The organism is Paenibacillus sp. DMB5 (assembly GCF_001517085.1).
In the GTDB taxonomy this organism is placed as follows: Bacteria; Bacillota; Bacilli; order Paenibacillales; family Paenibacillaceae; genus Paenibacillus_AQ.
Genome location: NZ_LRAC01000127.1, coordinates 52,531 through 73,942, shown reverse-complemented (window position 1 = coordinate 73,942; position 21,412 = coordinate 52,531). Strand labels below are relative to the sequence as shown.

The 21,412-nt window shown below is 52.8% G+C and carries 22 protein-coding genes; 9 read left to right on the top strand and 13 right to left on the bottom strand.

What is annotated here, in order from left to right:
• Positions 1 to 42 precede the first annotated feature (42 nt).
• The 12 genes from AWJ19_RS17750 to AWJ19_RS17700 form a co-directional block, all read right to left on the bottom strand.
• On the bottom strand, positions 43 to 1,278 hold the full coding sequence (locus AWJ19_RS17750) for an MFS transporter (protein ID WP_068725716.1): 1,236 nt from the start codon (positions 1,276 to 1,278) through the stop codon (positions 43 to 45).
• 203 nt (positions 1,279 to 1,481) lie between these two features.
• Positions 1,482 to 3,032, bottom strand: a complete 1,551-nt coding sequence (zwf, locus tag AWJ19_RS17745; RefSeq protein WP_068725714.1) for a glucose-6-phosphate dehydrogenase — start codon at positions 3,030 to 3,032, stop codon at positions 1,482 to 1,484.
• 334 nt (positions 3,033 to 3,366) lie between these two features.
• Positions 3,367 to 4,212: a YwmB family TATA-box binding protein gene (locus tag AWJ19_RS17740; protein WP_068725713.1), complete on the bottom strand. Its 846-nt coding sequence runs from the start codon at positions 4,210 to 4,212 to the stop codon at positions 3,367 to 3,369.
• Between the two features lie 29 nt (positions 4,213 to 4,241).
• A complete protein-coding gene (locus AWJ19_RS17735; protein WP_068725712.1) occupies positions 4,242 to 4,451 on the bottom strand; it encodes a hypothetical protein in 210 nt (69 codons plus the stop codon).
• 327 nt (positions 4,452 to 4,778) lie between these two features.
• Positions 4,779 to 4,922, bottom strand: a complete 144-nt coding sequence (locus AWJ19_RS35280) for a hypothetical protein (RefSeq protein ID WP_157890035.1) — start codon at positions 4,920 to 4,922, stop codon at positions 4,779 to 4,781.
• A 60-nt stretch (positions 4,923 to 4,982) separates the two neighbouring features.
• The gene (locus AWJ19_RS17730; protein WP_068725710.1) at positions 4,983 to 5,633 is read right to left on the bottom strand and encodes a response regulator transcription factor; all 651 of its coding nucleotides are present in this window, start codon (positions 5,631 to 5,633) and stop codon (positions 4,983 to 4,985) included.
• A 16-nt stretch (positions 5,634 to 5,649) separates the two neighbouring features.
• Positions 5,650 to 6,717, bottom strand: a complete 1,068-nt coding sequence (locus AWJ19_RS17725) for a sensor histidine kinase (RefSeq protein WP_068725708.1) — start codon at positions 6,715 to 6,717, stop codon at positions 5,650 to 5,652.
• 7 nt (positions 6,718 to 6,724) lie between these two features.
• Positions 6,725 to 7,372, bottom strand: a complete 648-nt coding sequence (gene liaF / locus AWJ19_RS17720; protein ID WP_198536592.1) for a cell wall-active antibiotics response protein LiaF — start codon at positions 7,370 to 7,372, stop codon at positions 6,725 to 6,727.
• A gap of 353 nt (positions 7,373 to 7,725) precedes the next feature.
• Positions 7,726 to 8,430, bottom strand: a complete 705-nt coding sequence (locus AWJ19_RS17715; protein ID WP_068725705.1) for a PspA/IM30 family protein — start codon at positions 8,428 to 8,430, stop codon at positions 7,726 to 7,728.
• An 89-nt stretch (positions 8,431 to 8,519) separates the two neighbouring features.
• A complete protein-coding gene (locus AWJ19_RS17710) occupies positions 8,520 to 8,912 on the bottom strand; it encodes a PspC domain-containing protein (RefSeq protein ID WP_347231126.1) in 393 nt (130 codons plus the stop codon).
• Between the two features lie 4 nt (positions 8,913 to 8,916).
• Complete coding sequence (locus tag AWJ19_RS17705; protein WP_068725703.1) at positions 8,917 to 9,594, bottom strand: PspA/IM30 family protein; 678 nt, start codon at positions 9,592 to 9,594, stop codon at positions 8,917 to 8,919.
• A 53-nt stretch (positions 9,595 to 9,647) separates the two neighbouring features.
• Positions 9,648 to 9,950, bottom strand: a complete 303-nt coding sequence (locus tag AWJ19_RS17700; RefSeq protein WP_068725701.1) for a hypothetical protein — start codon at positions 9,948 to 9,950, stop codon at positions 9,648 to 9,650.
• Between the two features lie 258 nt (positions 9,951 to 10,208).
• Here AWJ19_RS17700 and AWJ19_RS17695 point away from each other — a divergent pair, with 258 nt between their 5' ends.
• The 4 genes from AWJ19_RS17695 to AWJ19_RS17680 are packed head-to-tail and all read left to right on the top strand — an operon-like array spanning position 10,209 to position 15,246.
• The gene (locus AWJ19_RS17695; RefSeq protein WP_068725699.1) at positions 10,209 to 10,895 is read left to right on the top strand and encodes a response regulator transcription factor; all 687 of its coding nucleotides are present in this window, start codon (positions 10,209 to 10,211) and stop codon (positions 10,893 to 10,895) included.
• Positions 10,892 to 11,965, top strand: a complete 1,074-nt coding sequence (locus AWJ19_RS17690) for a HAMP domain-containing sensor histidine kinase (protein ID WP_241781791.1) — start codon at positions 10,892 to 10,894, stop codon at positions 11,963 to 11,965. The genes AWJ19_RS17695 and AWJ19_RS17690 overlap by 4 nt, the downstream gene beginning before the upstream one ends.
• Before the next feature lie 51 nt (positions 11,966 to 12,016).
• Positions 12,017 to 12,718 carry an ABC transporter ATP-binding protein gene (locus AWJ19_RS17685; RefSeq protein WP_068725698.1) on the top strand — a complete coding sequence of 234 codons (702 nt, stop codon included), beginning with the start codon at positions 12,017 to 12,019 and terminating at the stop codon, positions 12,716 to 12,718.
• The gene (locus AWJ19_RS17680) at positions 12,715 to 15,246 is read left to right on the top strand and encodes an FtsX-like permease family protein (protein WP_068725696.1); all 2,532 of its coding nucleotides are present in this window, start codon (positions 12,715 to 12,717) and stop codon (positions 15,244 to 15,246) included. Before AWJ19_RS17685 ends, AWJ19_RS17680 begins: the two co-directional genes overlap by 4 nt.
• A 289-nt stretch (positions 15,247 to 15,535) precedes the next feature.
• On the opposite strand, the gene AWJ19_RS17675 is transcribed toward AWJ19_RS17680, so the two are convergent.
• The gene (locus AWJ19_RS17675; protein ID WP_068725694.1) at positions 15,536 to 16,099 is read right to left on the bottom strand and encodes a transcriptional regulator; all 564 of its coding nucleotides are present in this window, start codon (positions 16,097 to 16,099) and stop codon (positions 15,536 to 15,538) included.
• Between the two features lie 221 nt (positions 16,100 to 16,320).
• On the opposite strand from AWJ19_RS17675, the gene AWJ19_RS17670 reads away from it, so the two are divergent.
• The 5 genes from AWJ19_RS17670 (at position 16,321) to AWJ19_RS17650 (ending at position 21,319) form a co-directional block, all read left to right on the top strand.
• Positions 16,321 to 17,202, top strand: coding sequence for a sugar ABC transporter permease (locus tag AWJ19_RS17670; RefSeq protein WP_068725693.1), 882 nt, complete (start codon positions 16,321 to 16,323; stop codon positions 17,200 to 17,202).
• 38 nt (positions 17,203 to 17,240) lie between these two features.
• Entirely contained in the window at positions 17,241 to 18,077 is an 837-nt protein-coding gene (locus AWJ19_RS17665) for a carbohydrate ABC transporter permease (RefSeq protein WP_068725754.1), read from the top strand.
• Positions 18,078 to 18,108: 31 nt separating this feature from the next.
• The gene (locus AWJ19_RS17660; protein WP_068725692.1) at positions 18,109 to 19,455 is read left to right on the top strand and encodes an ABC transporter substrate-binding protein; all 1,347 of its coding nucleotides are present in this window, start codon (positions 18,109 to 18,111) and stop codon (positions 19,453 to 19,455) included.
• A 103-nt stretch (positions 19,456 to 19,558) separates the two neighbouring features.
• Complete coding sequence (locus AWJ19_RS17655; protein ID WP_068725691.1) at positions 19,559 to 20,362, top strand: HAD family phosphatase; 804 nt, start codon at positions 19,559 to 19,561, stop codon at positions 20,360 to 20,362.
• 36 nt (positions 20,363 to 20,398) lie between these two features.
• The gene (locus AWJ19_RS17650) at positions 20,399 to 21,319 is read left to right on the top strand and encodes a metallophosphoesterase (protein ID WP_068725752.1); all 921 of its coding nucleotides are present in this window, start codon (positions 20,399 to 20,401) and stop codon (positions 21,317 to 21,319) included.
• The last annotated feature ends 93 nt before the right edge of the window (positions 21,320 to 21,412 follow it).

The following is a 21,412-nucleotide window of genomic DNA, read 5'->3' as shown; positions in this document are numbered from 1 at the left end:
AGTGAAACAAGTTGTACAAATTTGCCGTTTCTCGCGTATCCCTTAACTGGCTGCCGTTTCCGCTTCTGTACGGGCCGTGTCTGCCATAACAATCTTTCTGTTAAAAATGAGCAAAACCGCCAAGGACAAGACTAGGCTCAGCGCACCCGTCATCCAGATAACAGTATAGCCCAGCCGTTCGGCAGCCAGACCAAGCAGCAGGGTAATAGCGAAGCCGGCGAGCGATTTGAGGGCGGATAATCCTGAGGTGAAGGTTGCTCTTTTGCCCCGGGGAATGAAATCCTGGACCCATGCACTGAATAAGGAAGACTCCAGACCAAGCCCGAACTCATATAAAACCAGTCCCGCGATAAACACAGCCGGATGAGCAAACAGCCCTGCAAGCAGCAGCCCCGCAGCCGACAGCAGCAGACCGCCGGAAATGACCCGTACCGCCCGCACCTTCCGTTTCGCCAGAAAGGAGCTGCAGAACGAAGACAGGCTGATCACAGCCATGAACAACACCAGCAATCCTCCTAAATAGCCTGCGGGCAGCCCAAGCTCATTCACCCCATACACCTGCCAGCTCAGCAGGAAAGCAAGCAATGCGGCATGGCTGAAGATGCTTTTGAACAGAATAAAGCGCATCAGCTTATTTCCTGCAAATTCTGCCGTGGTCACGTAGACTTCTTTAAAAACATTGTCCTGCGTCCGGACGCCGTAATTGTCGCTGAACCGCAGCCACGCATAAAGACCAAGTCCCACTGCCGCTGCACCCGCTATAGCAACTGGAAGGTAGAGGTGGATATTGCTGCTAAATGACGCTATAAGTGCACCCACAACCGCAAAAGCAGACACATATCCGTTCAAGCGAGGCAGTGCAATATTTTTATAGCCCGGCATGCCCAGATCCTCAAGCTTATCCAGATACCAGGCCTGCGGCGAGCCGGAAATCAGCGCAACTCCCAGAGACATTATAACCGCAGAAACGATGAACGCCGCCAGATTACCGGCAAAAGCAAACACAGTCAATCCTGCACCCCATATTATAAAACCGATGGCCGTCAGCTTTTTCCTCCCGTACAGGTCAGACAGATTGCCGCTGGGATAATCAAACACCGCAAGGGATAGCGAGGAAACCGCGAATACAATACTGATCTGCAGCGGATCAACTCCCCTCATACTCATCAGCACAATATATACCGCACCGTACAGCTTATCAGTCAGATTATAGCCGCATAGCAGGGTTCCCAGAAAAAAGCTGTACTGCTTATGAGCTTGCCGTGTCCTCTTCATCATCGAACGCCCCATTCCTGTCAAGGATGTTGTAGGCCTTCAGGCGGCTGATGCACTTTCCCCCTGTTGTTTCTCTCTACATTTAATGGAATTATATAGCAAATACGTAGTACCGAAATCCTTTTTTTGTAACTTTCACTCAAAATACAAAAACAGCGCTCCCCCATCACCGGGGAACCGCTGTTGTGTAATCTATAAAGCTGGTACTAGCTGTTCACACGCCATACTACATTATCTTCATCCTGTCCGTTCACCGGCCACCAGTGGAAGCCTTCCTGAGCCAGCAGCTGGTCTGCTTCTACCGGGCCCCATGAGCCTGCAGGGTAGGATGCCAGATCATTGCTTTCTTCCTTCCAGGCCTGTGCAATCCGGTCAACGAAGGACCAGGCCGACGATACTTCATCCCAGCGGGTAAAATAGGTCGAATCGCCGCGTGCCGCATCATGCAGCAGACGCTCGTAAGCCTCCGGCGAGTTGATGCCGACCATGCAGCTCTGGCAGAAGTCCATGGCTAGCGGCTGAATTTCAGACTCCGAGCCCGGCTTCTTGGCATTAATCTTCACGTAGATGCCTTCCATCGGGTTAACGCGGATAACGAGCAGGTTCGGCTCAAGCTTATGCTTCTGACCCAGGTATACATTGGTCGGCATGCCCTTGAACTCCACCACCACTTCCGTTGTCTTCACAGGCAGACGCTTGCCGGTACGGATGTAGAACGGAACGCCCGCCCAGCGGAAGTTGTCTACAAAGATACGCGCTGCAAAATACGTCTCGGTATTGGACTCCGGATCCACCTTATCCTCCTGGCGGTAAGCCGGCAGGCTCTTGCCTTTGTAGAGGCCCTGAGTATACTGCCCGCGCACCACATTCTCACGCACTTCCTCCGAGGAAGAGTACGGACGCAGCGAACGGAGCACCTTCACCTTCTCGTCACGGATATCTTCAGCCAGCAAACGGCTTGGCGGCTCCATTGCAATCATCGTCAGCAGCTGCAAAATATGGTTCTGCCCCATATCGCGCAATGCTCCGGCATGATCATAGTATCCGCCGCGCTCTTCTACCCCGACCGTTTCGCCAAGGGTAATCTGAATGTTGGCAATATGCTTGTTGTTCCACAACGGTTCAAAGAATGCATTTGCAAAACGGATAACCTCAATGTTCTGCACCATTTCCTTGCCCAGATAGTGGTCAATCCGGTAGATCTCTTCTTCCTTAAACACCTGGCGGATCTGTTCATTCAGCTGCTCTGCAGATTCCAGATTGTAGCCGAACGGTTTCTCGATAACCAGACGGTTCCAGCCGGCACCCTGCAGCATGCCGCCTGCCTTGAGGTTGAACGAGACACTGCCGAACAGCTCAGGAGCCAGAGCCAGATAGAACATCCGGTTGCCCGGGATCTGGAACTTCTGCTCCAGCAGCTCTGTCTGCGCACTCAGCTCACGGAAGCCGTCCACATTGTTAATATCCAATGATTTATATTCGAAATGCTGTACAAAATCATTCCATTCCGCAGCATCGGCTACCTGATAACGGCAGAATTCACGGATGGATTCCTTCACATCCTCCCGGAATTCCTCCTGGGTACGGGGACGCCGAGCCACGCCAATTACCGCAAAATCATGTGTCAGCTTGCCTTCGCGGTACAAGCTGTATATCGCAGGGAACAGCTTCCGCCGGGCCAGATCTCCGGTTGCCCCAAAAATAAAGAATACAGCACCGGGTGTATGCAGTTCATCAAGGGTTTGATTTTCAGCCATGGCTCCTCATCTCTCTGTATGTAATATAGTTAGTTGACAATCATTCTCATCGTGCCGTAGCACGGCGTGATGTCATTTTATCATATTCACAGTAAGGATGCTATCACATTCCTGACAGTTTTTCTCGGGTTTTCGCAATTTTCCATTACTCTTTTTTATTCAATTTCATACTGATGCTTATAGTCTGCAACGGCAATTTGGGCTTCCCCGTTCTTACATATTATACCTTCCGGCAAAAAGCTCCGCAAACACGGAGCCCGGTTTTGCGGAGCATTCTGTTAGGATATGCTGAATTACGGCGGATTATGACGAAGATTGTGCAACGCTTCAACCATTAATATTCAATCGTAATGAGCGGCAGCCCGATTGTCACGCGGTTACTGTTGTCATTACTGTTCTGGTGTACTGCAGCCTGGAGAGCTATTCTATTATCTCCGCTGTTCACGTATCTCTGAGCGCCTTGAATGCTGTAGGAACGGCTGTACGTGGCATCGTCTTCATAGCTTTCTACTGCTTCTAATCCCCCCAGCCGCTCAGTAATTACCCCCTCCGCCTGCTTAAGCGCCTCGCGGGGAGATTCAATCACCAGTGAGGTGCCCTGCAGTGAAGCATTCCATTCTGGAGTAATGCCGGCGGCCAGCATCTGTGCTCCTGCGTCTGCTGCTGCAGTCTGAACCGCTTCTGCCTGCAGCAGATCCTGCGTCTCCACTGTCACGATTACATAACTTACACCCTGGCCCAGCTCACTCCAGAACAATGAAATCGTGCTGGTTGAATCCAGCGCACGGGAGGCTCTGTAGGTTACATGGCCATCTTCTTCAGCCGCCTCCAGCTTGCCGAGTCCGAGCAGCCCGGCCAGTCGGGCTGCCGATGCGGCAGGATTTGCAGCTTCTACAGCGGACATGGCCTGGGTCGCAGTAACGGCATCTGCATGATCTGCGGCGTCAGTGGTATCCGCATTCGTCACGGCTTCAGCTGCGGCAGTGGCTTCTATATGATATGCAGCGTTAGCGGCATCCGCATTCGTCATGGCTTGAGCTGCAGCAATGGCTTCTGCATGATCTGCAGCGTCAGTGGTATCCGCATTCGTCATGGCTTGAGCTACAGCAGTGGCTTCTGCATGATCTGCGGCGTTAGCGGCATCTGCAGTTTCACCGCTGTACTCCCCCTGCCATTTCACAACCAGTCGCAGCGGAGAACCATCGGCTGTTATTTCCCGCCGGCCGTGGTCAGGAGCTTCAGGGAGCGGGTCAGCTGCTCCGGGCTGGATGCAGAGAGCGCGGTGTCTGCTGCAGATTCATCTGCAGCAATGCGGCTGGCCCCGCTTGCGAATCCGGCCAGCAGCACCACCAGAAGGCTGAGACCAATCATGACCAGCGTTAGCTTCCCCATCCCTTGTTCATGTTTCCCCAGCCGCATTCCGCATCTCCCTCTCTCATCCAATTCTCGCAATCTACTAGAAAGGATAGCCCGAATCGGGAGAAGATATACTTGCTTGCTAGTTACTCTGCTAAAGTTCAAAACTTATAAGGGATTTCGATTTAACGTGCAAACTAAGCACATTAAATCTACGGGGCCTGAGCTTGAACCGGAGTGTTGAAATGCCTATTATTCATTCGCAGGAGCCGATACGCTTCTATGCACAAAAGCCAACATAGAGGGAATAATCCCTTTATGTTGGCTTTACAAACCTTCAATGAGCTAATTAGTGGGAAAAATCCCTTTATGCTATGAATAACAGACTCGTTAGCTGAAATCAGAGGCATTTTTGCCTTTCATTTCGCCCATTCCGCCACCGGAGCCGAAATCAGAGGCATTTTTGCCTTTCATTTCGCACATTCGGCCACCGGAGCCGAAATCAAAGGCATTTTTGCCTCTCATTTCGCCCATTCGGCCACCAGAGCCACAGAAGCGGGAAAAGGGGCTGTCAGCCTATGACTGACAGCCGATTTACTCCGCCAGCCCGTTCTTATACGCATAAATAGCCGCCTGGGTCCGGTCCTCGACGCCCAGCTTGGCAAGAATGTTGGTAACGTGGAACTTTACCGTCTTGATCCCGATAATCAGCTGGTCGGCAATATCCTGGTTGGATTTGCCCTGGGCCAGCAGCTTCAATACTTCCATCTCACGTTCGGTAAGCTCCTTGTAGGCTGGAGCCTCCGCTTTAGCATTGTTACGGAAGCGGTTCATCATTTTGGAAGCGACCTGGGACTCCAGCACGGATTGCCCTCTGGCTGCTGCACGGATGGCATCCGCTACTTCGCTGGCTCGCGAGGTCTTCAGCAGATAGCTGAACGCTCCAGCCTCAATGACAGGATACATCTTCTCATCGTCCAGATAGCTTGTCAGCACGATAACCTTGCAGTCCGGATACAGCTTGAGCAGCCGTTTGGTGGTCTCAATGCCGTCCATACCCTCCATTACCAGATCCATCAGCACTACATCCGGATTGTATTCCTGGGCCAGCCGTATGCCTTCCTCACCGCTGCCGGCTTCACCGACCACCTCAATACCGTCTTCCGTACCAAGCACTGCGGCAAGTCCGATCCGCACCATTTCATGATCATCCACCAGCAGAACCTTGATTTCTTCTGTTTCCATGGTTGCCCTTGCCTCCTTATTCATTGACCAGCGGTACAGTAATTTCAATCCGCATCCCTTTGCCGGGCGCCGTAATAAATTGTATGGAGCCGCCGGTTTCTGCAATCCGCTCCTGCATATTCGACAGACCGTATGAGGTCAGCTTGCTGTCATCAATCTCAAAGCCTACGCCATCATCCCTCAGTGTCAGCCTTACAGAGTCACCGCGCCGGTGCAGCCGGATCTCCATCTTCTCTGCCTTGGCGTGGCGCAGGGTATTCGAGATGGCTTCCTGCACGATGCGGAAGAGGTGGTTCTCAACCCCCTTCAGCAGCTGTACATCCGGGTCCATCTCAAAAATAATCTCCATCGGCACCTTGATCTGCAGCTCTTTGATCAGCTCCTGCAGCCCCTGCTCAAGTCCCTTTCCGTCCAGGTATACCGGCCGCAGATGCAGCAGCAGCGCGCGCATCTCCGACTGGGCCACCGCAGCCATCTCCTCAATCAGGGCAATCTGCCGCTGGGCCTTGTCAAAATCCTTCTCCAGCGTCCGGCCCACAGCCGTCGCCGTCATCGAGATGGCGAACAGCTGCTGGGACACGGCGTCATGCAGTTCACGGGCCAGGCGCTGCCGCTCCTCGATGATCGCCGATACCCGCGCCTGCTCGGCCAGCTTCGCATTGTTGGTCGACAGCCGCTGAAGGGTGTTCACCTGGTTCTCCCACTTGCCGCTGATCCGGCCAAGCTGCTCGCCGAGCCGGCCCAGCTCATCGGTCCCGAGTAACGGCATCGCCGGGGTGAGGTTGCCCTTCTCCCAGGCAACAAGCGTTCCCCGCAGCCGCTCCAGCCTGCGCTTGAAACGGAAGCTCTGAAAGAAGCCAAAGCCGACTCCGAAGACCACCGGCAGCAGGATGAGCGTCACAGTGGTCCGGATTCCAATCTCCCAATTCTCGAAAGGCTTCAAATAACCATATGTATACATAATGTACAAGAAAACCAGCAGCATGACAAAGGAGAATAAAGCCCCTTCACCCATGCTGCGCGTCACCATGCTGCTGTTCTTTTTATCCACGTGCAGGAGCCTCCCTCTCTTAATAAATACCATGCAGCGGTCAGGATTTGGTTAGATCCAGATCACCCATCAGATAGGAAATGCTGAACTTTACCTTGTTAGTGCTGGTATCATAGTTGGCAGACTTCCAGTTCAGCCGGTTCATCATCCCCGTATCGCGGTGGCTGCCGAACTCGATCGAGCCGAACAGCACAAAGGCTTCAATCTCTACGCCATAGTCATCGGACAGGTGGATATCCATATCACCGAATATTCCCTGAAACAGCATAATAGTTTCCTTATCCTCAGCGATCGCCAGTGAAAGATCCACATCAGCCTCACCAAGGACATGCCATGCACTCAGGCTGCGCATCACCCAGGGCGACAAATCCCAGTCAAAACGGGAGGAGAAGCTCTGCTTCTGCATGAACGCTTTGCCCTGCTGCAGCCGTTTCGATTTGACATAGAACACGCCGAGCGAAATCAGGCAGATGCCCAGCACCAGCAGCAGATGATCCAGCAGCAGCAGTACTGCGCCGATTCCCAGCAGCTTGTAGCCCTGCTTGACTTTGCCTGAGGTTGTGCGGTATATCCCGAGCAGCAGGAACAGGAGCGCGACAACGGAGAAAAATCCGATCCATTTGCCAAATATCATCAAGCAGCCCACGCCAATCAGTCCGATGGCAATCAAACGGTTCCGTTTATCCACAGCGCACCTCCTAAAAGTTTTGCGAAGCAAAACTATCTTCGTAAGCATTTGCCAAGTTTTGCGAAGCAAAACTAACTTCGTAAGCATTCGCTAAGTTTTGCGAAGCAAAACTATCTTCGTAAGCATTTGCCAAGTTTTGCGGAGCAAAACTGTCTTCGCAAGCCTAAACTATATAACATAAGAGAGGAATCAAATCCCTCTGCTTTATTTTCAACGTTAAAATACCTATAATCCGCAATCATGATTTGGCATATCGTATCCCGCTACAAAAGCCATACCGGTATGGTGACCCATACCGTATGGCTTTTACCTTGTTCAGCATATCATATCCGCCTGCTTTTTAGGAACAGGGATTAATCTTCTTTTTTGTCCAGGGACGGTGAAGATGGAGGATTCAATTTGTTCTTCAGAGCAGCAAGCTGCTCTTCCACTTTGAGCTGTTTCTCAGCGTCAACCGGTTTGTTGTACAAGCCGTTGGACGGGCTGTAAGGGGCACGCATAACATCGGCTTCAGCTTCAAGCTGCATGATCTTTTCTTCCATACGGTGGAAGCCCAGGGACGCGCTGCCGCTTTCAATGGAATGCACGCTGCTGATCTGCGACATCTGCTTCTTGGCCTTGGCCATTTGAGCGCGGGATACCAGCTCGTTGCGCTTGTTGCGCAGCTTGTAGAACTCATCCTTCATGTCATGCAGCTGCTGTACCAGTTCTTTGGCCTGCACTTCTGCCTGGGCATGAAGATCGCCATATTCGGTTTGCTTCTGGTCGAAGTAGATTTTCTCTTCCAGCAGCTTGCGGGCAACCTCTTCCTGCCCGTTCTTCAGAGCGAGCTCAGCCTGGGCTCCGCGCTGTCCGGACATTTTGGCTGCTTCTTCAACCCGTTGCTTCATGCGGCGCTCGTTGGCCATCTGCTTGGCAACAGTAACCTCTGCTTCGTGGATTTCAGCCTCCATATCGCGCAGGTACTGGTTCAGCATTACAATTGGGTCCTCTACCTTATCCAGCAGGTCGTTTACCGACGCTTTTGTCATATCCTTAATCCGTTGAAATACTCCCATGTTTTACACTTCTCCCTTCTCGTATTTAGCAAGTTTTTGTTTCAGCTCTTCGACTTCTTTCTGCAATGCCTTCTTCTCGATATCCTTCATCATCGCATCCAGGCCGGAATCCTGGCCGGGATAACTATTAGCTTTGTTATATCCCGGGTTCGGGTTGTAGCCGGGCTGTCCGCCAGGTCCGCCGTAGCCGCCCTGTGCATGCGGCCCTGCGGGCCGCTTCCATATCCGGGGCCGCCGTAATGGCCGCCATAAGGTCCGCCGGGTGCTCCCGGTCCGGGACCGAACGGATTATACTGCGTCGGCTCCTTCGGAATGATCAGTGCTGCGATGAAATAGACAAGTATGGTCGCGCCTCCGGTAAAGGGAATGCTGACGAGCAGCAGAATCCGGAACAGGGTAGAATCAATGCCGAGTGTCTCGGACAATCCTCCAGCCAGCCCTGTCATTACCTTGTCGCGGGTTGAACGATACAACCGGGTCATAGCACTACTCCTTTCCGCCATTGTTAAGCTTCTCCTTGAGCTTAGCCATTTCTCTTTCCAATACAGTTGCTACGGTCTCGCCGGCCTGCACTGCGTATTCCTGGCCCATGCGGCGCAGATCCCGCAGACTCTTCGCTTCCAGCTCCCAGTCGTTCATCCGGTCTTCAAGCCGTCCGAACATCTTCGGAACATCGCTGCCGTTACCGTATGCAGCCGCCCGCTGGTTCATGCGCTGCTGCAGTCTCAGCGACTCCATGCGTGCCGCATAGTACTGGCGTTTGTTATACACCGTCTGGTATTCAACCTTCAGTTCATTCAGCTGGCTTTCCAGCTCATACAGCGATCCCTGGCTCTGTTCCAGCAGCCCGCTGTACTGCTCCAGCTTTTCCTCGTGGATGATTTTCTCCTGCAAAGCCATCTTTGCCAGGTTGTCTTCACCGGCCTTGAGCGCCAGCAGCGCCTGCTCCTCACGTTTGTTTCTCATGGCCGTTGCCTGATTCACCTGCACCTGCAGCTGCTTGGTATGGGCAGCATATTGCTGGTACAGCCGTTCTGCTTCAGCGATCTCCTCACGGGTCGAATGCAAGAACTGATCGATCAGCTTCACCGGGTCCTGGCTTTGTTCCAGTCGTTCATTTAGATTAGCTACGGTAATATCCCTCATGCGGCGAAAAACACTCATGATTTCCTGTTCCCTCCCTGCTTCTTATTAAGTAATCTTGTGAGCCTGTATTCTTAGTATGTTCTGCCGCTTCTGCCCTTCAGCACCGAGATGCCCCAGACAACCAGCGCAACCCCGAGCAATGGTCCGATGATCCAGGAAAGCTTCGAGATCAAAGCCATAACACCGATGAACAATACGATCCAGCCGATAATTTTGCGTCCGCTTTTAATTCCGTAGTATCCGAGAGCTACCAGCAGTACCGGGAACAGGATTCCGAATATTCCGTGAATCAGATGGGGCAGTACCCCAAGCAGCATAACCGCTCCGATCACGATCAGGGCAATAGCAAGTCCGTTACCTTTTCTATTCTGCATTTTTTCTCACCGCCTTTCGTTGACCTCGTTCTTATAGCTTTATTCTAGGGTAATCTGCAGACTTTCAAAACAGACCGCGGACGGTTTTATGAACTGGACCTTAGTCGGGGAGGACGCCGGACTGGAGACTGCGGTCCACGCTTATGTGATCAATCCCGCTTGCGTGATCCCAGGACGCTGTACATAATATTGAAGTAAAGCCTGCCCCTTCCTTTTCGTACATACAGCAAATATGACCAATCCAAAGGAGCACTGCCCTTGAAAACCTTACTGATCGTCGAAGACGACCACAGCCTCAACAAAGGCATCGCCCTCTCCCTTGCCCAGAACGGCCTCCGGATTGAACAGGCCTATACACTGGCTATGGCTGAGCAGATTTTTGCCGCAACCCGGATCGATCTGATTCTGCTGGATATTAATCTGCCTGACGGAAGCGGGCTGGACTATTGCGAGCAGCTGCGGAGAACCTCACAGGTCCCGGTTATTTTTCTGACTGCTAACGACATGGAGCCGGATATTGTTACCGGATTCGCACTCGGGGGAGACGACTATATCACCAAACCGTTCAGCCTGATGGTACTGCGGGCCAGGGTGATGGCTGTGCTTAAACGGACTGCCCCGCAGGCTGACGAGGTCCTTACGTTCGGTCCGCTGAGCCTGGATTTCGCGAAACTGGAATTCTACAAACATAAGGAACCGCTGGCCTTCAGCAAAACAGAGCTCAAGCTGCTGAACATCCTGGCCTCGAATCCCGGCATCGTTTTGAGCAGAGAGCAGTTAATAGATAAAATCTGGTCGCAGGATGCGGAGTTTGTGGATGAGAATGCCCTGACTGTGGCCGTAAAGCGGCTGCGCTCCAAACTTGAGGACGACCCTGCCTCGCCCAGGTACATCAAAACCGTCTACGGTCTGGGGTACATGTGGACAGAAAGGCCGCATCTATGACCAATAGCGGTAATATTCGGCCTAACAAACGGCTCCTTATTATTTTCTCAGTATTATTTCTGCTTCTACTAACAGGCTACACCGCAACCGTTCTCTATCTGGAAGGGTTCAGTCCCGCACTTCTGCAGCTCACTCTGCTCTTCCTGATTGCTATGCTCGGTACGGGAGTTCTATATAACCGCATGCTGCAGCGGCAGATCACAGGCTTTATGGATACGGTGGATGACATGGTCGACCGGGCGATTCACGGGCAAGAGCAGCTGACCCTTTTCGACGAGACCCGTCTGTCCTCCCTTGAGCACAAGCTGCTGCGCTATATTGAAATGGGCAAGGCAAACGAGCAACACCTCGCGGCCGAAAAGAACATGATCAAGGAGCTGATTTCCGACATCTCGCATCAGACCAAAACTCCGCTGTCCAACATTCTGCTCTACAGTCAGCTAGTTGCGGAAACACCGGACCTGAGCACGGACACACGGCAGCTGCTGCAGCAAATCGAAGTCCAGTCGGAAAAGCTGGAATGGCTGATTACTTCCCTGATTAAATTATCCAGGCTGGAGTCGGGCATGATCAATCTCAAGAGTGAGGTAAGGCCGGTTACAGCAACGATTACCAGTGCCCTCTCACATTTGTATACACGCGCCAGCAATAAAAACATCCGCATTACCATTGAATGTGACTCTCTAACATCAGCCCGCCACGATCACAAATGGACCAGCGAAGCGCTGTTCAATCTGCTGGAGAATGCTGTGAAATATACGGAGCCGGGCGGCAGTATCCGGATTACAGCTGAGGGCAATGAAATGTTCACCAGGATTGAGGTAGCTGATACAGGAATCGGGATTGCGGAGGACGAGCTGGAGCATATTTTCAAGCGCTTCTATAGAGGGCATAATGCCGGGGAGTATGAGGGGATCGGAATCGGACTTTTTTTGGCGCAAAAATCATCAGTATCCAGGGCGGCTTCATCACCGCATCATCCCAGGCAGGACAAGGAAGCAGGCTTACCATTTACCTCCCCCAGCTCTGAATGTGTCAATTCCGTCAGATTTCAGACACTGCCACGTTAGAATGGTCTGTTATCTTAGAGGACAACCACGAATGATGGAGGAGATACGCAAATGCCTATTTTAAGTACCCTGCACCTGAAGAAATATTACGGCAAAGATCCGCAGACTACGGTAAAAGCACTGGATGATATATCCCTGACGGTAGAAAAAGGTGAGTTTGTCGCCATTGTCGGCACCAGCGGCAGCGGAAAAAGTACTCTGCTGCATATGCTGGGCGGTCTGGACCGGCCTACGGAGGGCAAGGTGACGGTGGACGGGAACGAGCTTTTTGCGATGAGCGATGAGAAGCTGACGATCTTCCGGCGCCGTTCGGTCGGATTTGTCTTCCAGAGCTATAATCTGGTACCGATTCTGGGTGTACTCGAAAATATTACGCTTCCCATCGAGCTCGACGGCGGCAAAATCGACCAGACGTATCTGGATGAGGTCATTCAGGCGCTGGGCCTGCAGTCTAAAATTCATTCCCTCCCTTCTAATCTCTCTGGCGGACAGCAGCAGCGGGTCGCTATTGCCAGAGCGCTCGCTACCAAGCCGTCGATCATTCTGGCGGACGAGCCGACAGGCAATCTCGACAGCAAAACAAGCCAGGAAGTGCTGATCCTGCTGAAGCAGATGAGCGAAAAGTTCAACCAGACCATCGTTATGATTACGCACAACGAATCCATCGCCCAGATGGCTGACCGGATTATCCGCATGGAGGACGGGCGCATTGTATCCGGAAACGCAGCACCGGCGGGAGCCGGGACACTATGATTGCCAACAATAACAGCAAGATTGTAACCCGTCTCTCCATCCAAAGCCTACGGGCCAATCCGCTGCGCAACCTGGCTGTCATCTGCGCTGTCGTACTGACGACACTGCTGATTACGTCGATGTTTACGATGTCGATGAGCCTTAACAAATCTATGGAATTAACCAAGATGAAGACGGCCGGCAGTGATTTTCACGGCAGCTTCAAACGGGTGAGCCCTGAGCAGATAGAGATATTAAAGCAGCATCCAAGCATTAAGGAATACAGCGTTTCGCTGAATGCCGGGATCCTGCGGAACGAGGTGTTCAGGGACAGTCCGGTAGAGGTTAAGCAGATCGATGAAGCCTATGCCCGGCATGGTTTTATTCATCTTATTGAGGGGCGTTTGCCTGAAGCTGAGAATGAGGTTGTGCTGAGTACCTGGGTGCTGGATAAGCTCGGTGTGAAGCATGCGCTGGGCGAAAAGTTCCAGCTGGACATTGATATTACAGAGCGTGTTCTTAAGCAGGATTTTATCGTGTCAGGCTACTATGAAGCGGATAAAAATCTGGCGATTGCGGGACTGGCCTTCGTCTCCGATGCATGGGTGCAGAATAATCTCTCCGGGATTGATCCGGCAGAGTCCGAAGCCAGCGGCTCCTATGTAAACACCGCAGAGATGAGCGTAATGTTCAAGAACGCAGTCGATATTGAAAAAAAGCTGGATAAAGTGCTCGCCGATACAGGTATAGATAGACCCACTGGAGTCAACTGGGCTTATACGACCTCTTCCTTATCCGACAATCTTATTGAATTTGTACCTTATGTAGCTGTCGTCTTCATTATTATGCTGAGCGGGTATCTGCTAATTTATAATATTTTTTACATATCGGTTGTGCGTGATGTGAAGTTTTACGGTCTGCTCAAAGCGATCGGGACGACACCAAGGCAGCTCAAACGGATTATCAGAGTACAATCACAGGTCTTGTATCTGATCGGGCTTCCCTTCGGCCTCGCTGCAGGCTATATAATCGGATGGCTGCTCACGCCGATGCTGAACACTTTTTCCAGTGAGCCTATGGAAGCCGCTTATTCCGCCAGCCCGTGGATTTTCATTGGAGCCGCCCTGTTCGCTTATCTGACGGTATGGGTCGCTGCAGGGAAGCCGGGCCGGATGGCCGCACGGATTGCGCCTGTCGAAGCGGTCAGGTATACGGGAGTGCAAACAACGCGGCGGATGAACAAACGCTCGAAGCGCGGAGGCCGGCTGCCTGTCATGGCCTTCACGAACCTGTTCCGCAGTAAAAAGAAGCTGACCCTCATGCTGACCTCTCTTTCCTTGAGCATTGTGCTGTTCAGTATTATTTTCACGGTGATCGGTTCGCTCGATGTGAATAAATACCTTAGCACGTTTCTTTCCGGGGATGTGGTAATCCGTAATGAGGCCATTGAGACCTTTACAGGTGAACGCGCCGGTGATCCTTATAAGCTGTCGGAGGCATTCAGCAATGAATTGGCAAAGATTGATGGTGTGGAGAGCGTGGAGAAGGTTTACTACTATTATGATATTCATGAAATGGATGAGAAAACCCGTGCTGTATTGCAGCCTTTGTCAGAGACAGAGCCGAAGGAGCCTTTACTTACAAGCCTGCTGGAGCGTAATCTTGTTTATCTTAGACTGTATGGCATCGATCCTGGCTGGTACAGCCTGGTAGAAAAGGATGTTATCGAAGGCCGATTTGATCCGCAGAAATTCGCTTCCGGGGACTATGTGCTGGTGGCTCAAGCCAACATGTGGGAGGAAGATACTTATACCTCTTACTATCATCCCGGTGATATGATTGAGTTTAAAAATCTGGGCAAAAGCTATGAGGTCATGGCTGTAATGAATTACGATGCGCTCTATGCTGCGACGACCCAGTCTTTCTCAACGTACGGGTTCAATGCATTCTTCCCGTCATCCGAATTGACCAGAGAGCTGCCTGCGGAGACTAACCCGCCATGGGCGCTGTCAGCAACGCTGCATATTGACCCGGACAAGCTGGACAGTGCAACACAGGCAGCCAAATCCCTGGCCGCTTCCAGTGATGAGCTGGTGGTTAAATCGAGAGAGGATTACCGGGAGGAGCTGGACGGATTTATCCGGGTTTTTCGGATTATCGGCTACGGTCTTAGCTTCGTCATTGCGCTGATCGGCATCCTGAATTATATCAATACAGTCGTTACGGGTGTTATTACGCGGAGGAATGAATTCGCTCTGTTGGAGAGCATCGGCATGACTAAACGCCAGCTCAAAAAAATGCTGATCTATGAGGGGCTGTACAATGTCCTTCTGACCACCGCTATTACATCAAGCCTCGGCGTGTTCCTGACCTATAACATTGCCAAAAGCATTGCGGATAACATGGCTTTTACCGTGTTCCGCATGAGCTGGCTGCCCTTTGTGCTGGTCATCCCTGTGCTGGCTGTCATTGCTTACACGGTAACCTTGAGCTCGTACAGAATGCTGAGTAAGGATACGCTGATTGAAAGGCTGCGTCAGGGGGAATAAGCTTAGTATTCTGAAAAACAAATTTATCTGCCCGCAGCCCCTCATTGTGAGGAAAGCACATAAATAAACAGGCAGATCCGTATGGAAACGGGTCTGCCTGTTTTTTGTCGTCTGCTTGCGCAGTATAGTTAAAAGGCACACTCTATAAGGGATAGTTGCACAGAATACACTTAAACCGGGGATAAGAAGAAAAAATGGCGATATAGTTGTATAAAGCGCAGCTAACGTGCAAGGGCAGACGGGGGACGGTTCAAATTTCCGCAAAAAAATTGACATAGCATGCCGTGACTCAACGCTGCTCCGCACCCGGTCCGCCGAACATCTCCCCGTTCTTCAGTCCATCAACAAACTGCTGCAGCCAGCGGTAATATTCCGCTGCATGACGCAGCTTCTCCAAATCCCGGCTGCAGGACAGCCGCTCCTCTTCGGGCGTATCTCCCGCCTGCATCAAAACCTCCAGCTGCGGAATCACCGCCCCCATCGCCTCCTGCATTACATCAATCTCCCGCTGCAGCTTCAGGGTGAAGAAGTTCCGGAACGCCTGGAAAAAATCCGTCTCCGCCACATACAGATCCTTCCGCTCCCGTTTCTCTTCGAGCTTGGTTACCATCTGTGAGGACATCAGGGAACGCACACCGTAGCTCATATTGCTTTTGCTCATATTCATCACCTGCTTCATTTCCTCCAGCGTCATCGGCTTGTCCTCAAAGAACATAATCCCGTACAGCTGCCCAAAGGAATAATTGGCCCCGTACAAATCCATCGTCTGAGCGATCGCATCAATCACCCTGCGCAGCAGCTGCTCCCGTGGAGATAACTGCCCGTTGTCTTCGCCAAATGCGGCCTGCTTCATTTGCTGCACCCTCACTCTTCGTAGTCTTGTTAACTCCGCATTACATAAAGCGGGAACAAGCCCGCATTATTGCAACAAATTTTACACAATTTCCGAGTCTGCTTTACTTCCGGTTGACCACACGCTTACTTGTCCAGTGTACAATTTTTTTTGAACAGAGATAGTATTCACCTGCATTATACCGCAAAACAAAGCTGACGGAATGGGGTATCGGAACGAAAATGACACGAAATAAGTTAATAAGCGGTTTAAAGCCCGTACTCTTTACGCTGCCGGCGATGATACCCTTTGTGCTGTTCTGGCTGGCACCGCTGATCTATGTGCTGTATCTCAGCTTTACAGAATGGGATTTCATGAGTCCAACCAAAACCTTTGTCGGGCTGCAGAATTATATCGACCTCTTTGGCAATCCGGCTTTTTACAAAGCGCTGCGGGTCACCGTACTGTTCTGCATCGGCAGTGTGCTGCCGGTCATCGCCATCGGCCTGGGGCTGGCCCTTCTTATGAACCGTAAGCTGAAAGGCTCCGGCCTCTATCAGGCACTGCTCTTCTCGCCATGGGTTACTCCGACTGTCGCTGTCTCGATCGTCTGGTCCTGGATCTACGAGCCTGAGGTCGGCCTGGCCAATACGGTGCTGGACTTTCTCGGTCTTGAACCGATCGGCTGGCTACAGGATCCCAGTTGGGCACTTGCGGGTGTGCTGCTCGTAACGGTCTGGAAATCAGCGGGCTGGGCGATGATCTTCTATCTCGTAGCCCTGCGGAATGTTCCTTCTGATCTGCTGGAGGCAGGCGAGCTTGACGGGGCCGGGGCTGTGCAAAAATTTGTCCGGATTACGCTGCCGCTGATCTCACCGACCACGCTGTTCCTGTTCGTGGTGCAGATGGTTCAGGCGCTGCAGGCCTATGATCAGATTAACGTGCTGACACAAGGCGGTCCGTCCGGCTCAACCCGTACGCTGCTGTACCTGTATTACCAGTCTGCTTTTGAATCCTTCCAGATCGGCGAGGCTTCCAGTGTGGCTGTCGTACTGGTGTTCATCTGTATGCTGCTGTCGGTGCTGTCGCTCAGCATCAGCAGACGGACGACGCACTATCAATAAACCGTTATCTAAGGAGGTCTTTCCACTTGCGCACGAGTATGCTCTCACGGCTGGGCGGACCGGCCCGCCATGCTTTTTTCGCCATATTGGCGCTGCTGATGGCCTTCCCGTTCTACTGGATGGTCACCAGCGCCCTGAAAACCAATGATGAAATCTGGGCCTCCCCGCCGACGCTCTGGCCTGCGGCTCCGCTCTGGGGCAACTTTGCCGCGGCCTGGAATGAAGCGCCGTTCGCCAGATATATGGGCAACAGCATTCTGGTCGCCGGAAGCATCGTCATCCTGCAGATTTTTAATTCCGGCATGATGGCTTATGCGCTGACCCATATGAAATTCCGCCTGAAGGGTGTTTTTTCCGGAGTCATCCTGTTCGGTTACATGGTGCCTGCTACGGCAGTCTACCTGCCCAGCTATCTTGTGCTGTCCGAGCTGAATCTGCTCAATACCTACGGCGGCCTGATTCTCTCCAACTGCGTCAGCGTCTTTGCGATCTTCCTGATCCGGCAGGCCTTCCTGCAGGTATCCCATGAGCTGGTCGAGGCCGGCGAGGTAGACGGGGCATCCCATATGCGGATTCTGTGGACGGTGCTGGTGCCGGTGACCCGGTCCTCTTTTGCCGTAATGGCACTGATTACCTTCATCGATCATTACAACAATTATTTCTGGCCGATGCTGATTACCAAGGACCCTGCCCTGCAGCTGGTCTCAGCCGGTCTGCGCAGCTTCTTCGTGGAGGGAGGTGCTTACGGATTGAAATGGCCGCTAATCATGGCCGCCAGCGCCTTCACCATCGCCCCCCTGCTGCTTGTTTTTGTGCTGGCACAAAAAACAATTATGCAAAGTGTCAACATGACTGCAGGCTCCAGTAAAGGCTAAAATACTACTTTTATTAAAGAGGAGAATGATGATGAACGTATTGAAAAGGTTGTCCGCACTATCCATGATTGCCGGTATGACTGTACTAACAGCCTGCGGCGCAAACGGCGCCGCCAATCAGGTTACGGAGGCAAGCGGCGCATCGTCAGCTCCATCCGCAGCAGCTCCTGCTGCCCAAAGCGAACCGGTCACGATTGAGTTCTGGTACGGCCTGGGCGGCAAGCTCGGCGAAAATATGGAAGCACTCATTCAAAAATTCAACGCCTCCCAGCAGGAGGTTATCGTTAAAGGCATCGTACAGGCAGACTATACCGAAACCCAGCAGAAGCTTCAGGCGGCGATTGCTACCGGAACGGTTCCGGCAGCCGTGCTGTCCTCCAATGTGGACTGGGCGCGCAAGGGCTATTTCGCCGAGCTGGATGAGCTGATTGCGGCACAGCCGGATTTCAAGCCGGAGGATTTCGTCCAGACCTTCCTGAACCAGGGCAAGGTGGACGGCAAGCAGTATTTCCTGCCGATGTACGGCACAACGCAGGTGATGTACTACCGTCAGGATGCTTTTAAGAAGAGCGGCATTGATGCCAGCCAGATCAAAACCTGGGAGGATCTCGCGGCGGCGGCCGAGAAAATGACGGTTAAAGAAGGCGGTAAAACAAGCGTCTACGGCTGGGAGCCGATGTGGGGCTCCGGCAATATGATCGATGCGGTGCTGAGCAAGGGCGGCAGCATTCTGAGTGAGGACGGCAAGACTGTTACTATCGACTCCCCTGAGTGGATCGAAACGTGGGATCTGTTCCGCAAGTGGATTCATGAAGACCAGATCATGCGTATTCACTCCGGCGGACAGGGCTGGGAGTACTGGTACAAAACGATTGATGACGTAATGAAAGGCCAGGCGGCCGGTTATACCGGCTCCAGCGGTGACCAGGGCGATCTGGACTTCAGCATCGTAGCGGCAATGGAACAGCCCGGCTGGGCCGGTGTCGGCGAAGGCAAACCGGTAGCTGAAGCTATTCAGGCCGGTATCCCTGCCAAAGCAAGCGATGAAGAGAAGCAGGCCGCGCTGAAATGGCTGGCTTACTTTACCAACTCCGAGAATACCGCCTTCTGGTCGATTAACACCGGATACATTGCGGTTCGCCAGTCTGCACTGGAGGATCCGGCGTTCATCTCGTTCAGCGAGACCAACCCGCAGATCAAAATCCCGCTGCAGCAGGCCTCCCATGCCTCCGCTCCGTTCCAGGACCCTACGGGCGGCAAAATCAATGATGCACTGAAAATCGCTGCGGACAAGGTGCAGATCGAGAACATCCCTGCTGCCGAAGCGCTCAAAGAAGCGCAGGCGACTGCACAGGCGGCGCTGGATAAGGTGAAGTAATTTCGGTTGAGAACGGACCGGCTTCATCCGGTGATTAATCCCGTAAATATACTACGATATGAATCATAAATGCCGTGAATTTACTATGAAGGAGGCCGCAGCCATGCCTGAGCTGATTACCCCGCAGGGGAATTACGACATATCCGCAATCCTGTTTGACAAGGACGGCACCCTGCTCGACTTCGTCTCCCTCTGGGGAAGCTGGAGTGAATGCCTGCTTACGCATTTTATCCGGCAGCTGAAGCTGCGCGGCCTTACCTTTCCTGAGACGTACCTGAACAGCCTGCTGGGCACAGTCCATAATGAGGAGGGCCGGATTACCGGCTACGACCGCAATGGTCCGCTCGCCATGGGCACGATGAATGACCTTTACGCGATCCTTGGCTGGCAGGGCTATCTGCTCGGCCTCTCCTGGGCGGAGTCGATGGAGCTGGTGGAAGCCTGCCGCCGGGAGGCGGACGCCATGCTGGAGCATAGCCGCCCCGTCCTTCCGCTGCCCGGCCTGCTCCGCTTCCTGGAAGAGTGCGACGCACAGGGCATAGCAATGGCCGTAGTGTCGGCGGATGATACCGAAGCCGCGGAGAAGCATCTCCGCTGGCTCGGCATCCGCCACTATTTCACGGCCGTCATCGGCACCGATCAGGTGGAGCGCGGCAAGCCGTTCCCTGACATGGCCCTGCTGGCCTGCAGGCAGCTCGGTGTACAACCTTCCGCCGCCGCTGTAATCGGCGATACGAACGGCGATATGCGCATGGCTAAGGCAGCAGGCGCAGCGGTTGCGGTTTCGATTGCACCGGATGCCGGAGCTGCTGTGCCGGGGAATTCTTCAGCTATAACGCTGCTTAATCATTTGCTGCCTGATGCTGATGCCATTGTGCAGTCTTATGAGGAGCTGGCTTTTCAATAAGCGAGAAATCATACTCAAGGAGGCGAGTCTTTGCAGATGGAGACCAAGTTAACGGGCGGAGAAACGCCGCTGCTCACCTTTCAGATTATTACCGACACCCATGTCACCGCTGACCCTGCCCATGAGTATAACCGGAACTTTGAACGGGCCTTGCAGGATCTGGCCGTCCATGCCCAGGGCAGCAGCGGCATCATTCATGTTGGCGATATTACCGACCACGGCTTCCCGGAGGAATATGCGGAGGTACACCGGATTCTCGGCCAGTACCGGACGGTGCTGCCGGAAATCCGTTATACGCTTGGCAATCACGATGTCGGCATCGGCCACTGGCAGCCGCAACTGGCCGAAGTTGGTCTAGGCGACTGGGAGTCACGCCTTGGAATGTACACCTCCCGTATGGGTTCGCCGGGGCCTTATCATGACCATTGGATCGGCGGGTATCATTTTATTTTCCTGGGAACCGAGGAAGGATTGCCGATATTCTGCAGCCTGTCGGAAGAACAGCTCCAGTGGCTGGAGCGGAAGCTTGGCGAGCGTTCTGACGGCGGACCGGCTGCAGCGGATCAGCCCGTTTTTCTCTTCCTGCATCAGCCGCTGATGAACACCGTGGCCGGCTCTCTTGAAGAACAGGAATGGTACGGAGTTACGCAAGACAAGGAGCTGCGTGCGATTCTGGACAAATACCCGCAGACTCTGCTGTTCACCGGCCATACCCATTGGGAGCTGGAATCGGAGCATACGATGTTCCCGGGTAACGGGGAGACGGCCACGATGTTCAATGCAGCCTCGGTAGCCTATCTTTGGAACAATGAGGATGTGCACATAGACGGCAGCCAAGGGTATTATGTAGAAGTCTACAGCGATAAGGTGCTGGTGCGCGGGCGCGATTTCACCACTGGAACGTGGGTTGATTCCGCATGCTTCGAGGTTCCTGTTTTGCTGAAGACAAGAGGTTGATGCCAGCCGCTTACAACAGCACGACTAGAGTATTAAAAAAACAGCGGTCTCTCCTTAATGGAGGAACCGCTGCTTTGCATTTTTTCTTGTAAC

Excerpts from the sequence above, each read along its gene's own strand:
- AWJ19_RS17710 (WP_347231126.1), bottom strand. The coding sequence starts at position 8,912 with ATGACCCGGTTGTATCGTTCAACCCGCGACAAGGTAATGACAGGGCTG.
- AWJ19_RS17750 (WP_068725716.1), bottom strand. The coding sequence starts at position 1,278 with ATGATGAAGAGGACACGGCAAGCTCATAAGCAGTACAGCTTTTTTCTG.
- AWJ19_RS17700 (WP_068725701.1), bottom strand. The coding sequence starts at position 9,950 with ATGCAGAATAGAAAAGGTAACGGACTTGCTATTGCCCTGATCGTGATC.
- AWJ19_RS17655 (WP_068725691.1), top strand. The coding sequence starts at position 19,559 with ATGCCTGAGCTGATTACCCCGCAGGGGAATTACGACATATCCGCAATC.
- AWJ19_RS17665 (WP_068725754.1), top strand. The coding sequence starts at position 17,241 with ATGCTCTCACGGCTGGGCGGACCGGCCCGCCATGCTTTTTTCGCCATA.
- AWJ19_RS17730 (WP_068725710.1), bottom strand. The coding sequence starts at position 5,633 with ATGGAAACAGAAGAAATCAAGGTTCTGCTGGTGGATGATCATGAAATG.
- AWJ19_RS17705 (WP_068725703.1), bottom strand. The coding sequence starts at position 9,594 with ATGAGTGTTTTTCGCCGCATGAGGGATATTACCGTAGCTAATCTAAAT.
- AWJ19_RS17660 (WP_068725692.1), top strand. The coding sequence starts at position 18,109 with ATGAACGTATTGAAAAGGTTGTCCGCACTATCCATGATTGCCGGTATG.
- AWJ19_RS17650 (WP_068725752.1), top strand. The coding sequence starts at position 20,399 with ATGGAGACCAAGTTAACGGGCGGAGAAACGCCGCTGCTCACCTTTCAG.
- zwf (WP_068725714.1), bottom strand. The coding sequence starts at position 3,032 with ATGGCTGAAAATCAAACCCTTGATGAACTGCATACACCCGGTGCTGTA.
- AWJ19_RS17735 (WP_068725712.1), bottom strand. The coding sequence starts at position 4,451 with ATGCGGCTGGGGAAACATGAACAAGGGATGGGGAAGCTAACGCTGGTC.
- AWJ19_RS17715 (WP_068725705.1), bottom strand. The coding sequence starts at position 8,430 with ATGGGAGTATTTCAACGGATTAAGGATATGACAAAAGCGTCGGTAAAC.
- AWJ19_RS17675 (WP_068725694.1), bottom strand. The coding sequence starts at position 16,099 with ATGAAGCAGGCCGCATTTGGCGAAGACAACGGGCAGTTATCTCCACGG.
- AWJ19_RS17725 (WP_068725708.1), bottom strand. The coding sequence starts at position 6,717 with ATGGTATTTATTAAGAGAGGGAGGCTCCTGCACGTGGATAAAAAGAAC.
- AWJ19_RS17690 (WP_241781791.1), top strand. The coding sequence starts at position 10,892 with ATGACCAATAGCGGTAATATTCGGCCTAACAAACGGCTCCTTATTATT.
- AWJ19_RS17670 (WP_068725693.1), top strand. The coding sequence starts at position 16,321 with ATGACACGAAATAAGTTAATAAGCGGTTTAAAGCCCGTACTCTTTACG.
- AWJ19_RS17685 (WP_068725698.1), top strand. The coding sequence starts at position 12,017 with ATGCCTATTTTAAGTACCCTGCACCTGAAGAAATATTACGGCAAAGAT.
- AWJ19_RS35280 (WP_157890035.1), bottom strand. The coding sequence starts at position 4,922 with ATGGGCGAAATGAGAGGCAAAAATGCCTTTGATTTCGGCTCCGGTGGC.
- AWJ19_RS17680 (WP_068725696.1), top strand. The coding sequence starts at position 12,715 with ATGATTGCCAACAATAACAGCAAGATTGTAACCCGTCTCTCCATCCAA.